General features: G+C 46.2%; 12 protein-coding genes. 2 read left to right on the top strand and 10 right to left on the bottom strand.

The window, feature by feature from the left end; translation table 11 throughout:
• Window positions 1-358 precede the first annotated feature (358 nt).
• A complete protein-coding gene (gap, locus tag RH949_RS29190) occupies window positions 359-1,381 on the bottom strand; it encodes a type I glyceraldehyde-3-phosphate dehydrogenase (protein WP_446358104.1) in 1,023 nt (340 codons plus the stop codon).
• A gap of 983 nt (window positions 1,382-2,364) precedes the next feature.
• Between gap and RH949_RS29185 the strand changes: the two genes are divergently transcribed.
• Window positions 2,365-2,982 (top strand): TMEM165/GDT1 family protein, encoded by a 618-nt coding sequence (locus tag RH949_RS29185; protein WP_006099307.1) that lies wholly within the window; start codon window positions 2,365-2,367, stop codon window positions 2,980-2,982.
• Window positions 2,983-3,190: 208 nt separating this feature from the next.
• Here RH949_RS29185 and RH949_RS29180 read toward each other — a convergent pair whose 3' ends face one another.
• The 4 genes from RH949_RS29180 to RH949_RS29165 all read right to left on the bottom strand — a co-directional run bounded on the left by RH949_RS29180 (window position 3,191) and on the right by RH949_RS29165 (window position 5,320).
• The gene (locus RH949_RS29180) at window positions 3,191-4,009 is read right to left on the bottom strand and encodes an alpha/beta hydrolase (protein ID WP_446358102.1); all 819 of its coding nucleotides are present in this window, start codon (window positions 4,007-4,009) and stop codon (window positions 3,191-3,193) included.
• Between the two features lie 154 nt (window positions 4,010-4,163).
• Complete coding sequence (locus RH949_RS29175; RefSeq protein ID WP_044205454.1) at window positions 4,164-4,616, bottom strand: PIN domain-containing protein; 453 nt, start codon at window positions 4,614-4,616, stop codon at window positions 4,164-4,166.
• A gap of 11 nt (window positions 4,617-4,627) precedes the next feature.
• The gene (locus RH949_RS29170) at window positions 4,628-4,972 is read right to left on the bottom strand and encodes a hypothetical protein (RefSeq protein ID WP_006099452.1); all 345 of its coding nucleotides are present in this window, start codon (window positions 4,970-4,972) and stop codon (window positions 4,628-4,630) included.
• Window positions 4,973-5,098: 126 nt separating this feature from the next.
• The gene (locus RH949_RS29165; RefSeq protein ID WP_446358099.1) at window positions 5,099-5,320 is read right to left on the bottom strand and encodes a helix-turn-helix domain-containing protein; all 222 of its coding nucleotides are present in this window, start codon (window positions 5,318-5,320) and stop codon (window positions 5,099-5,101) included.
• Window positions 5,321-5,487: 167 nt separating this feature from the next.
• Here RH949_RS29165 and RH949_RS29160 point away from each other — a divergent pair, with 167 nt between their 5' ends.
• The gene (locus tag RH949_RS29160) at window positions 5,488-5,739 is read left to right on the top strand and encodes a hypothetical protein (RefSeq protein WP_446358097.1); all 252 of its coding nucleotides are present in this window, start codon (window positions 5,488-5,490) and stop codon (window positions 5,737-5,739) included.
• Here RH949_RS29160 and RH949_RS29155 read toward each other — a convergent pair.
• The 5 genes from RH949_RS29155 to RH949_RS29135 all read right to left on the bottom strand — a co-directional run bounded on the left by RH949_RS29155 (window position 5,704) and on the right by RH949_RS29135 (window position 12,520).
• Window positions 5,704-6,048 (bottom strand): DUF5615 family PIN-like protein, encoded by a 345-nt coding sequence (locus tag RH949_RS29155; protein WP_446358095.1) that lies wholly within the window; start codon window positions 6,046-6,048, stop codon window positions 5,704-5,706. The two genes, RH949_RS29160 and RH949_RS29155, sit on opposite strands and share 36 nt — an antisense overlap.
• Window positions 6,048-6,272, bottom strand: a complete 225-nt coding sequence (locus tag RH949_RS29150; RefSeq protein WP_446358093.1) for a DUF433 domain-containing protein — start codon at window positions 6,270-6,272, stop codon at window positions 6,048-6,050. The genes RH949_RS29155 and RH949_RS29150 overlap by 1 nt, the downstream gene beginning before the upstream one ends.
• Before the next feature lie 55 nt (window positions 6,273-6,327).
• Window positions 6,328-6,780, bottom strand: a complete 453-nt coding sequence (locus RH949_RS29145) for an endonuclease domain-containing protein (RefSeq protein WP_446358091.1) — start codon at window positions 6,778-6,780, stop codon at window positions 6,328-6,330.
• A gap of 147 nt (window positions 6,781-6,927) precedes the next feature.
• Complete coding sequence (gene acnB, locus RH949_RS29140) at window positions 6,928-9,534, bottom strand: bifunctional aconitate hydratase 2/2-methylisocitrate dehydratase (RefSeq protein WP_446358089.1); 2,607 nt, start codon at window positions 9,532-9,534, stop codon at window positions 6,928-6,930.
• 670 nt (window positions 9,535-10,204) lie between these two features.
• Complete coding sequence (locus RH949_RS29135; protein ID WP_446358087.1) at window positions 10,205-12,520, bottom strand: NACHT C-terminal helical domain 2-containing protein; 2,316 nt, start codon at window positions 12,518-12,520, stop codon at window positions 10,205-10,207.
• Window positions 12,521-12,613: the final 93 nt, after the last annotated feature.

Genomic DNA, 12,613 nt, shown 5'->3' with positions numbered 1-12,613 from the left:
CTAACTTCTAAAAGCCGAAACGCCCTATTTTTCGTTCTCACTCTTCCTTGTCTACGGTCGCTGAGCGAAGTCGAAGTGATGGTCTACCTGTCTACCTTGTCTTACCTCAACCCCAATCTTAAAAAACCTACCCTTGTGAGCCCTACAAGAGGGGGGAGGGCAGAGGATGCTTCGCTTTTATTGCACGGGAGAAGGGGAACTGGATTCTCTTACTCCCCTCTCCCCGGCGTGGGAGAGGGGCTGGGGGAGAGGGGTTGAGCTTAAGTTGACACGGATAGGCATTGCCGTGTCCCTACAGGTAGCGCCTATGCCGTCAAGCAAGCGTAAGTCCTATTATGTTGATTTTGTCGAGGATGGTTTACCCTTTCGCTGCCATGGACAGGATTAGGTCAATCATGCGATTAGAATAGCCCCACTCGTTGTCATACCAAGCCACGACTTTGAAAAAGTTGGAGTTGAGTTCCATACCCGCCCCCGCGTCAAAGATGCTAGAACGGGGATCAGTGGTGAAGTCTGTGGACACAACGGAATCCTCCGTATATCCCAAAACCCCTTTGAGTTCTCCTTCCGAGGCTTTCTTCATCGCGTCACAGATTTCTTGGTAGCTGGTGGCTTTATCAGTACGGAAGGTGAGGTCAACGACCGAAACATCGGGCGTGGGTACGCGGAATGCCATCCCGGTAAGTTTACCTTTGAGTTCAGGTAGAACCAAGGTAACGGCTTTGGCTGCACCGGTAGAGGCGGGGATAATGTTTTGCGCCGCACTGCGTCCAGCCCGCAAGTCTTTCTTACTCGGTCCGTCTACGGTGGGTTGGGTAGCCGTCATGGCGTGAACGGTGGTCATTAAACCTTCTGCCAAACCGAAGTTGTCTTGAATGACTTTGGCAATGGGAGCGAGGCAGTTGGTAGTACAACTGGCGTTGGATACAACCGTATGCTTGTTGGGATCGTAGCTCTGATGATTTACACCCATCAAGAGCGTGGGGACTTTTTCCGGGTCTTTTTCTTTGGTGGGAGCCGAGATGACGACTCGCTTCGCCCCGGCGGTGAGGTGCTTGGATGCACCGTCATAGGTGGTAAATAGACCCGTGGACTCAACCACATACTCGACGCCGTATTTCCCCCAGGGTAGTTCCTCTGGATTCTTGATCGAGACGCAGGGGATTACCTTATCATTGACCACAATGGCGTCGGGTTTGGCTTCTACCGTACCGTTGAACCGACCATGGGTGGAGTCGTACTTTAACAAATAGGCGATACTCTCTGGCGGAACCAGGTCGTTAATGCAGCAAAACTCGATATTGGGGTTTTCTAGTCCAGCCCGGAAAACTAGGCGTCCAATGCGACCAAATCCATTAATGCCGACTTTGATAGGTGCCATGAAATTCTCCTTTTGGTTAAGTTGTACAGAGTATGCCAGGGAATGCTATTGGGTACAGCGTCAAAGGGAAGCCTACTACTATTAGCCAGTGTCAGCCTTCTGACGTAGCATTCGTCTGACCATCTGACATGAACTGTACCCGCGTCTGCTTTAGGTTTTCTTTAGACTGCTCCCTAATTAACGGTTAGCTATCCCTTACTGTTTATAGACGGATTGTCAGTTCTTTTCAAGCTTGCAGGTTTCGGCAAGATTCGTCAATTGGTTTGTGCAGAATCATTGTCCAGGACTTTGAACCTAAATTTGCTACAACTGATACTGAAAAATTAGTCAAGCTGATCAGGTATAGACGGATGTTGCCTGTGTCTATCTCTACGATTGAAAAACTTGATTGATCAGCTTGCCCATTGTAGAGACGTTGCCTGCAACGTCTCTACAATGATGCCGAACGTCCTAATCGATGTGTCTATTGCTATATCTACCGATTTACTCTCTGGGGAACGGGAATCTGGATGATGGAGAAGACTTTATATTATAACAAGATAAAGTTAAGAGAAGGTCACTGAGATTTTGACGGGTGGGCAATGCCCACCCTACGGTATATTAAGGAATTTTGTCAGACTACTTAGTTTAAAAGATGAAATCAATATGAATAAAAAATGAATAGATATATAAAATAGCTTCTGAATTGAATCTCTGAGAAGACTCGATAAAAAAAATAAATTGTGCTATCTTAAAAAATAATGAAAGGGAGTAGCTTCTGGTTAAACATTACCAGGATACCTGAATCAACATACTGGTGATGAGCCTGGTTCAGGTGACAAGGGATTGAAGCATCAGGTCATTTGAATCTACAGAATCTGAGCTGAATAGTTAGTTCCTTGGTAGCGAGACTTTCACTGAGTTCACACGTTGATGTGAGCTTGGTGGGGTCTGCCTTTTCTCATCAAGCTCCATCAACAGCAATTGATTAAGGAGCTTGAAAAATGTTAACTGCATTTACCGCCGGATTATTACTAATTACGATTTCTGAGTTAGGGGATAAGACGTTTTTTATTGGCGTAATCTTATCCATGCGTTATTCGCGGCGGCTGGTATTTTTGGGAGTTCTGGCGGCGTTAGCAGCGATGACGGTACTATCCGTATTATTGGGACAGGTGGTGTCGTTGCTGCCTGAATATTATATTCATTATGGGGAAATTGCCTTATTTTTAGGATTTGGCTTTAAGCTATTGTATGATGCCAGTAAAATGCCCGCTCAAGCAGAAAATACGGGCGCAAAGGAAGCGGCAGTGGAAGTTGCCAAGCAGAATAAAAAAGATAAGTTACAGTCTGCCAATTTCGCGATTCTACTGCAAGCCTTTACCATGACCTTTCTAGCGGAGTGGGGCGATCGCACTCAAATTAGCACCATCGCTTTAGCCGCCTCCCATCAACCTGTTGGCGTTACTGTGGGGGCAATTTTAGGTCATGGGATTTGCACCGCGATCGCAGTAATTGGTGGACGGTTAATTGCAGGACGAATTTCTGAGAAATGGGTGACAGCATTAGGAGGCGTATTATTTCTGATTTTCGGTGTTGTAGCGATGTTAGAACAAGTTTAGGTAGGTAGGGACAATTAAAGTTAACGGCGGGAATCGTCATTCGTCATTCGTCATACTCGCGCAAGCAAGAAGCAAGCTACATCCTTTGTAAGGGTTTGAGGCTTTTGCAGCAAGCCCTACTTAGGACTCTGAATTGCCAACAACTTGCTGAATGGCATTAAAAAAATGGTTGTGAGCCAGGGAGATTCTGATAGGGTGACCCGCCTTTTTAATCTAATAGCAACTGAAATAGTGAGGCTTCGTCTAACACTAATTTACCGATAACAAATTTCTGGATCGCTTCAAAGTATTGCCACATACCCATGCGAAACAAGGTGTTATGACCCGCATTTTTAATCCGGATCAACTGCTTATTTGCGGCTGCACAATAATGATATAGCTTTTCTCCCTGTTGGATAGGAATTAACGAATCTTTCTCACCATGAATAATCAACGTTGGCACAAGAATGCGGCTGATTTTTTCAGTATTTCTAAATCCAAAACGCTCATCCTCATAATCTATAACCTGCCAGCCAAGACGTTTGAGCAGGGCAAAGGTATCGGCAAAACCACTATCGATAATCAATCCAGCTAATTGATCTTGAGCGTGATTAGCAACAGCAATAGCGGGGGCACTACCCAAACTGCGCCCCATTACATAAAGTCGTTGGGGAAACAGTTGATGCGCCGTTAAAATATTACTAAAAGCGTCAAAGACTTTGGGGGCATCAGCTAGGAGATTAGACGCGGTGGATGTGCCATCACTGTTCCCATAACCTCGATAGTCAATGACTAAAATAGTAATGCCCAAGACAGTGAAAACTTTGGCAATACTATCATATTCAGCCGCAATCTCACCGTTGCCATGAAAAAATAGAATCGCAGGAGAATTGCTGGCGGCGGCGTATAATCGTCCTCTGAGAAAGAGTCTCGGTTCGACTTCAACCTCAATCAGATGAATATTTGGCGATCGCGGTTTTCCTGTTGTGTCCGGTTTAGGATGGAACAGGACTTGCAAAATATCGGGTTTGTCGAGAATGGGATGCATTATATAGCAGTTGGCGACGTTGTAGATATTTTATCTTTCTTCAATAAGGTGGAGAAGAGTCTATTTGACTCGCCCTGACTCAATTACAGAGTTTGGGAGAAGAAGCTGCGATCGCGGAGTGGGAATTCCAGGGATTGACCCAAATTAAATAAAGTTAAATAATAAGCCGCCAGTCACGGGCGTCAACGAACTGAGACAGATGCCTAACATTAGTCGTAGCAATTATAACTTCATTTCCTTCCTGTGCTACTACTATAGCCTGAGCCGCCAGAATCACATCTCCATCAAGTGCTTTGGGATCGGCTGTTGGTTGTCCTCTCTTGCGTGCTTCCGCCCATAACTGAGCCGCCAGAAGCATCGCAGGTGTCTCAATGGGGACGTACATCAGAGCATTCTTCAATTGATCAAGTTGTCGGATACCTGCTACCTTACCCACCCGAAGCAATTCACGTCTCACTTCATAGTCAGCAATTTCAGGTATAACGACTATCTCCCCTTTTGCTAGTAAAGAATTTAGCCACTGCTTGCACTCCAACGTCAGGGGTGTAGCTTTAGGATTTGTTACCATTCCCAATGGACTTGAGTCCAAAACTATGAATCGACTCATGGCAAGACAATTTAAATAGAAACGCCGCTTTCATTGAGAGCTTGATCAAGAATTTCCCAAGTTTCTGTTTGCTCCTGTTCATCGCCCTCTTCTACCCATGAATTTAGCAGTGCGATCGCGGCTTGATTTCTTTTGACTCGTTCTTCTTGCGGTAATTGACTAAAAGCTATTAACTTAGCATAAGCTGATGATTCTTGCTCCACAACTACAATTTCCCGAAACAGGCGAATCATCTGAAGTAATTTGGGTAAGTATGCTTGAGGAATTTTGGCGACGAGAGTGCTTATCTGTTCTAAAGCCTCTGTTGAGTCAATTTCAGTGGCTAGAATCGTATTATTTAAATCAGGCTCAGACATACTGTTCTCCTTTATCTGTTCTCTTCCCTACCTTAACAATAAGTAAGGTGAGCCAGAGTTCATTACACACACCCTGTCTCAATCCCAGAGGCGGGAAGGGTAAGATGCGATCGCACTTCCTAAACATCAAGGCTGTGTTTCTTCTAGCATCGACTCTTTGACCGCCTGCACTAACTCTGCTTCCGTGCATTGATACAAGTCACGCAAGCGAAATACTTGCCAAACTTCCATCATTGGTGTTGTTCTCCCCTTTTCCCAGTTGCGGATTGAAGATTCGGAGCATTTTAGTTCACGAGCGACATTACGGATAATCAGCCCTGCGCGTTTTCTCAAGGCTCTCAGGTTCATAAGTGACTGAATGTTCCCACTAAAGTAGCGTTAAAACTTAGCGTCAAGTATTGACAATTGACAAATATTGTGTATGGCTCTTTAATCATAAAAGAAAAAGCGTTAGTACATCCCCACCAAGAGACTGACTAACGCCCTTTCCTTTGTTCCTTACGGACTATCTAATCATGCCATACAATTCCAATCAAATCACTTACCGACAACGACTAACTCCCTGGGCGATCGCTCAACTCCTACCGAATATGCAACGAACGATCGTGGGTCGGTTCCGCAGTCGGTCTGATGCGGATGGTCATTTGCGGTGTCTGCGTCAGCTTATACCCCATGCGTCCTTTGTTGTGGTATTTGACCCGCAACCGGAGGAGGAAACGGTATCTGTGTCTCTAACAACGGCGCAAAAAGCGGTTATTGGAGGATGAGGGGAGGCGATCTCGCTTGCTGATGGGTGAGTGCGATCGCGAATTGATTCTCTTGACACCATCGTAGGGGCGCATCGCTATGCGCCCTATTCCCCGATAGTTGGCAGGTGGATAGGAAACAATATCAGCAAAATCTCCATTGAGAGAGACAAGGATTGCATCAAGTTGCTGGGCTTTAGCAATAACGACATTATCAGGGGAATCAATAGCTATGTAATCCCTTAATAGTAAAACTTTATAGTCAGCATCATGCAGAATTTGGCTGATGGAGGAGGGAACACATTGATCGACGAAAAACCTTAAACCCATTAAGCAACTATCTCAAATTCTGACAAATCGCGGGCATAATCGAGACAAGCCATTATTTGTTCTTTTGATAAGTCAGGAAACTCCTGAATTATTTGATCATAAGTATTACCTGCTGCCAAGTAGCCTAAGACAAGGCTGACTGGAATCCGAGTGTCTTTAATTCTGGGCTTACCTCGTAGTACTTCTGGAGTGCTGATGATATGTTCTTTCCAATTGACGGGCATTAGTTTTTATCCTTGAAATCACTACGCGATCGCGCTTGCTGATGGGTGGGTGCGATCACTCGTTTTCTGCCGAATTGCTAACGCACTCTTCTTGGTCGGTTTCACAAAGTTTAGAAATACGCACTAAGACACTATGGAGATTCTGTTTTACGTCTTCATTTTTAATTCGCAGCAATCGCAGTCCCCGTGCAGACAAAACGCGATCGCGTTCGGCGTCATAGTCAGCTTGATGTTGATGAATCTTCCCATCCACTTCTATTACTAATCGGGCAGCATGGCAGTAGAAATCGGCAATAAATCCATCAATGATTTGCTGACGACGGAAATGAAAGCCATTCAAGCGATTAGCGCGAAGGTGTTGCCAGAGGATTGTTTCTTCTGGAGTCATTTGGCGACGGAGTTCCTTGGCACGCTGTACTTTAGCTGAGGTTACCTTTTGTCCGATAACAATATTATGTGTTGACACCTTTTTGGGTATGGGGGGTGGCGAGGGAGTTGGGTTATTCATAATAAAGGATTAAGATAGGGTTTTATCCTTACATTTTAAATGACCTCTCCCCCAGCCCCTCTCCTGCAAGGAGAGGGGAGCCGGAATGCTGTAACTCTTGTTCCCCCTTCCCTGGCAGGGAAGGGGGTTAGGGGGTTAGGTTTTAACTTACCTCGCCGCTGTCGGCATCCCCAAAATATCCTCAATCTTGGGCATTTCTGACAACGGAATCACCCGTCCTTCATCCTCAAACCCAGCAATTTGATCAAAGTTCAAATAGCGATACAAATCACCAGCAAAAGGATTCAATTTCTCTGTCACAATCGCCGTATATTCCTCAACCGTGGGAATCCGTCCCAACAGCGCACAAACGGCAGCTAATTCCGCAGAACCGAGATAAACTCGCGCATCCTTGCCCATGCGATTGTTGAAATTCCGGGTTGATGTCGAAAACACCGTCGCCTTATCTTCAACCCGCGCCTGGTTCCCCATACATAGCGAACATCCTGGCATTTCTGTCCGGGCATCTGCTTCCGCAAAGGTATCATAAACTCCTTCTTCCCGCAGTTGTTTTTCATCCATCCGGGTAGGCGGACAAATCCAGAGGCGAACTTTTACTTTTCCTGCACCTTCTAACACTTTGGCAGCCGCCCGGTAATGTCCAATATTGGTCATGCAAGAGCCAATGAACACCTCATCAATTTTGTCTCCGGCACATTCGGACATTAATTTAACATTATCTGGGTCATTGGGTGCCGCGACAATGGGTTCTGTGATTTCGTTCAAATTGACTTCGATAATATCGGCATACTCAGCATCGGTATCCGCAGACATTAACTCCGGATTTGCCAACCATTGCTCCATTTTTGCCACCCGACGCATCAGAGTGCGGGCATCTTGATAGCCTCGCGCTACCATGTTTGTCAATAGCACAATGTTGGAACGCAGATACTCGGAAATTGTCTCTTTCCCCAACTTAATGGTTGAGCCAGCACAAGACCGTTCTGCCGTCGCATCGGTGAGTTCAAAGGCTTGTTCGACTTTTAAATCCGGTAAGCCTTCCATCTCCATAATCCGTCCGGAGAAGACGTTTTTCTTGTTCTCTTTGGCAACGGTTAATTTGCCTTGTTGAATCGCCACATAAGGAATTGCATTAACAATATCCCGCAGGGTGACTCCCGGTTGCAATTCACCCGTAAATCGGACTAAGACGGATTCGGGCATATCTAAGGGCATTACGCCTAAGGCTGCAGCAAAGGCGACTAACCCGGAACCAGCAGGGAAGGAAATCCCTAAGGGGAAGCGGGTGTGGGAGTCGCCACCAGTACCGACAGTATCCGGTAATAACATCCGGTTTAACCAGGAGTGAATAATCCCATCCCCTGGACGCAAAGCGACACCGCCGCGTGTAGAAAAGAAGTTGGGGAGTTCTTTGTGGGTGGTAATATCCACGGGTTTGGGATAGGCGGCGGTATGGCAGAAACTCTGCATGACTAAATCGGCGCTGAATCCCAGACAGGCGAGTTCTTTGAGTTCGTCTCGTGTCATGGGACCCGTGGTATCTTGAGACCCAACGGTGGTCATTAAGGGTTCACAGGAGGTTCCGGGGCGCACGCCGGGTAAACCGCAGGCTTTGCCCACCATTTTCTGTGCCAAGGTAAAGCCTTTATCGCTATCCTCAGGCATGGTGGGACGAGTAAAGAGGGTACTGGGGGCTAATCCCAGGGCTTCACGGGTTTTATCGGTGAGACTCCGCCCGATTAATAGAGGAATACGCCCACCTGCGCGAACTTCATCCAGGATGGTTTCGGGTTTGAGTTTAAAGGTGGAAATGACTTCTCCGGCTTCGTTGGTGATTTCGCCTTTATAAGGATGGATGGTAATCACCATTCCCGTTTCCATCTTGGTGACATCACACTCGATGGGTAATGCACCGGAGTCTTCGGCGGTGTTAAAGAAGATCGGCGCGATCGCACTCCCTAAAATATACCCGCCTGCGCGTTTGTTGGGAACGCAGGGAATATCTTCGCCAATATGCCAAAGTACGGAGTTAATCGCGGATTTACGGGAGGAACCTGTACCGACAACATCGCCAACGTAAGCCACAGGATAGCCTTTTTCTTTGAGCTTGGCAATGGTTTCTAAGGCATCCGGCATCAGGGATTCCAGCATGGCTAAGGCGTGGAGGGGGATATCCGGGCGGGTGGTGGCGTGGGTGGCGGGAGAAAGATCATCGGTGTTGGTTTCTCCGGGAACTTTGAAGACGGTGACGTTGATGGCTTTGGGAAGTTTGGGACGGCGGATAAACCATGCCCCATTTGCCCAAGCATCAACCACCTGTTTAGCGTAGGGATTGACCTCTGAGAGGGCGAGGACATCGTTGAAGGCGTCATACACCAAGGTAATTTTACTCAGTTCAACGGCGGCTTCATACCCTAAGGGGTTGTCTGGGGATTTGAGTAAATCGACTAAGGATTGGACGTTATAACCGCCTACCATTGTGCCTAATAGGTCTACGGCACCTTGGTGACTGATTAGGGGACTGGTGATTTCGCCTTTGGCAATGGCGGTGAGGAAGCCTGCTTTGATGTAGGCGGCTTCGTCAACACCGGGAGGAACGCGATCGCGAATTAGGTGCATTAGGGTTTCTTTTTCCCCCGGTGGCGGGTTTTTCAGCAGTTCGCACAGTTCAGTGGTTTGCTTGGCGTTTAGGGGTAGGGGGGGAATGCCGAGTTCGGCGCGTTCGGCTGCATGTTGGCGATAGGCTTCTAGCATTCTAGTTGTCTCCTCTCTAAGCGTTTGCTGGCATTGTGGCAGTTCAGGTTAGAATTTTTCAAGTGGGGTTGTTCTGTTCTGCCTGTTGTATGGGTCAAGGGTACTGTCTTCTCAAGTTGTTTATTGTTGGCAGTGAACGCTTACCATAGATTTTCTCTCGGTGCTGTATCTGATTTAACCGAGTCTTGGGGTTTTATCTCTTTGAGGCTAAATCATAGTGGTTATGAATAGGGATTGACAACTGGGGATCAGGTGGATGTGCGATCGGTTGGTTGGGGGTGAGGGAAACATAGAGGGCGCAGAGGGAAAGCGCAGAGGTTCGCAGAGGGGTTTGGGGGTAAGTCTCATCAACCGCCTTGGGTTTAAACCCAAGGCTAAAAGCGAAAGTCAGCTAAAGCTGACTGGACTAAGAATAATGGCACTAACTTAAGCCTTTTAGAATCGCCGGAACTTTTGCTATGTCATAGGATAGACACTATCTATTAGAGTTAAGTTAGTACCATTCGGATTAAAAGTTTTAGTCCACTTTAGTGGACTTGAGCTTTTAGCCCGGAGTTTGAACTCCGGGCGGGTGTCGGGGTGTACTTTAAGTCAGTGCCATTCAAATTAAATTAGAGAGTTCTGCGAATAGGATTGAGTTTGGATTAGGGAATGGGTGATGGGGTTGAGTTCAGTTAGCGTGGGATTTGTGCTTCTCAATTTCAGCGAGCGGTAATAGTAAGGTGTCTTCTATTTCCTGTCGTACTTCCTGGCTGATGTAACAGTCGCTGTTGAGACAATCGACTAGCAGTTTATTGGCGTCGTAATACAGGTGTAATAGTTGCTTTTGTGAATTGCTAAATTGCCAGTTATAACCGATGTGGCGATGTTGAATCATCACCGTTCTTAACTGCTCAGTCCAAACTTTACCGTTAACTTGCCACCATTTATTAAGTTGCTCTTGATCATTTTCTTTTTGGCTAGGAAGTTGATCTTGAAGTTGTTGAAGCGACTGTTTTAACTCAGAGTCGAGGTCGCGGGAGAGGTCGCGGGAGAGGGAGAGGGTGCTGTCGAGGTCGTGGGCGAAGTCGCGGGAGAGGTCAAGGGAGAGGTCGCGGGAGAGGTCAAGGGAGACGTAGAGGTGGAAGTCGAGGGAGAGGTCGCGGGCGAGGTCGAAGAAGCGGTCGAAGTCGAAGGCGAGGGAGAGGTCGCGGGAGCGGACTGGGGACAGGGCGAAATAGAAAGCTCTAACATCAGAGGGCTTGTAGGGAACTTCGACAGACAGTGATTTTTGATTGACCCAGACAAGGAAACGCTGTAATTTCTCATCACTAGCTACCAACTCATCAATTTTTTGCTTCATCTGCTGCACAAGTTCATCAGCATTCCGCATCCTGCCAGCCGTCAGCAAAAACACCTCACGCCAACGCTTTTCTGTAATCTTACTGACTAACAAAGCAATGTCAGATTTAGCCACAATTTCTCTAGTCGTAAAATACTCTTGAAACGTCAAATGAGAAAATGAATAAATACCCCTCGCCCGTTCTACTAACAACCCATGTTGGGATTCAATCGATTTCAGAACTGCCTCACTGTCTAATAACAACGCATCTGGATCAGTTTTAGCATCAGGTAAATTGCGAATGTAATCAGCAATATACTGTTCAATCTTTCTTTGCTTAAACAAATACTCTCCCCGCTCAAAGGTAACAAAAGCGACTTCACTCAATAAATCCTCTTTACGCTGGACTGACAATTTCTTGTAAACCTGCTCGCGTTCAATCCGCCGCTTGGCATCCCATTTCCGCAACAGTGTCTGAATGGCTCGACTGTATAATTCAGCCCGGTTAGCTGGAAATTCTCCAGAATCTTCAAATTCTATACACAGTAGCGTCAACAGCAGCGGGTTGCTTGCCAGTTCTTTGATAGGTTTGTTATCTTCTAATTGTTCGATAAAATAGTCAGCTAAATCTAATTGTTTAGCTTGAAACCATTTGGTAGCAAATGTACGAATCTGCTTGTCGTCAAAATCATCAACCTCAACATCGGTGAATTTTTCAAAGGTATATTCTCGTGCAGCAATCCGACAAGTAATGACAAAGGTGTTAGCATCATAGTCTTCGGTAAAGGCTTGAATCTGAGTTAAAACCCGATCAGCATCTTCTTCCCTAACCTCATCTAAGCCATCCAGCAGAATTAACCCGCTTCCGTGTTTAAGAAATGCAGCGACTTGAACTTCGGTAACATTGCAGTTATCGAAGATTTGATTAATATAGGTTGTCAGACTTGGTTGGCTTTGAGTTTCGGCAAATTGCTTCAGCGTAATAAAAATAGGAACCTTATCCGTTAAAATCTTAGATTTAGCACATTGAATTGCTAAATATTTGAGAAACGTTGTTTTTCCCGCACCCGGTTTACCTAATACCATCAACTTGTCATATTTTTGGACGGCTTCTAGCCCCGGTATTCGTTCCTCTTTTACGTTGCCGAATCCCAGACGGTCAAAGCTTTCGGCGTCTAGATTACAACCTTGTATCAATTCATTAATCGCTAACCGCCTACGCCCAATAACTTTTTCCAGGATATTGACTTTAGTATAAATATCCTTTAAACCAATAGGTTGAGTCATATCCAGCACTTTCATTGTGCCGCAATCCTTTTGGATGCTGGGTTTGATTTTCTGGCGTATTTCTTGCACCAGGGTATCAATCTCTACCTCATGAGTAGAAGTTTGAGGAGTTGAACTTGGATTCGAGGCTTGATAATTCTTGATCAGCCAATCATGCAGTCTCCGCGCCTTATTGGGACTATTACCACCAAAACTGAACTTCTTATATACATGACTCATGCGAGTGCGAAAGGCATTGGGGGAGATATGAAGAGATTCCGCGATCGCGTCTACATTCCCTTGGCGACTGAAACGTGCCACAAATGCTTCTTCCTGTTCGGGGGAAAGTTCATAGTCGCGAGCGATTTTGGTTAGAAAGTCGTGGGGTAGCGGTTGCATGAGACGAATGTTAGCCTATGTTAGCCATGTTAGCCTATGTTTCAGCATCATCTCTTAACTGCAACGGCGATAGTAGGAAGCAGTTGAGTTCAA

This window comes from Coleofasciculus sp. A1-SPW-01 (assembly GCF_040217205.1).
Taxonomy (GTDB): domain Bacteria; phylum Cyanobacteriota; class Cyanobacteriia; order Cyanobacteriales; family Coleofasciculaceae; genus Coleofasciculus; species Coleofasciculus chthonoplastes_A.
Note: the sequence above shows the minus strand (reverse complement) of the source record. Positions and strands in the feature narration are given on the sequence as shown.

Bases quoted from the DNA above. Each gene is read 5' to 3' on its own strand.
- gap (WP_446358104.1), bottom strand. From the start codon at position 1,381: ATGGCACCTATCAAAGTCGGCATTAATGGATTTGGTCGCATTGGACGC.
- RH949_RS29185 (WP_006099307.1), top strand. From the start codon at position 2,365: ATGTTAACTGCATTTACCGCCGGATTATTACTAATTACGATTTCTGAG.
- RH949_RS29180 (WP_446358102.1), bottom strand. From the start codon at position 4,009: ATGCATCCCATTCTCGACAAACCCGATATTTTGCAAGTCCTGTTCCAT.
- RH949_RS29175 (WP_044205454.1), bottom strand. From the start codon at position 4,616: ATGAGTCGATTCATAGTTTTGGACTCAAGTCCATTGGGAATGGTAACA.
- RH949_RS29170 (WP_006099452.1), bottom strand. From the start codon at position 4,972: ATGTCTGAGCCTGATTTAAATAATACGATTCTAGCCACTGAAATTGAC.
- RH949_RS29165 (WP_446358099.1), bottom strand. From the start codon at position 5,320: ATGAACCTGAGAGCCTTGAGAAAACGCGCAGGGCTGATTATCCGTAAT.
- RH949_RS29160 (WP_446358097.1), top strand. From the start codon at position 5,488: ATGCCATACAATTCCAATCAAATCACTTACCGACAACGACTAACTCCC.
- RH949_RS29155 (WP_446358095.1), bottom strand. From the start codon at position 6,048: ATGGGTTTAAGGTTTTTCGTCGATCAATGTGTTCCCTCCTCCATCAGC.
- RH949_RS29150 (WP_446358093.1), bottom strand. From the start codon at position 6,272: ATGCCCGTCAATTGGAAAGAACATATCATCAGCACTCCAGAAGTACTA.
- RH949_RS29145 (WP_446358091.1), bottom strand. From the start codon at position 6,780: ATGAATAACCCAACTCCCTCGCCACCCCCCATACCCAAAAAGGTGTCA.
- acnB (WP_446358089.1), bottom strand. From the start codon at position 9,534: ATGCTAGAAGCCTATCGCCAACATGCAGCCGAACGCGCCGAACTCGGC.
- RH949_RS29135 (WP_446358087.1), bottom strand. From the start codon at position 12,520: ATGCAACCGCTACCCCACGACTTTCTAACCAAAATCGCTCGCGACTAT.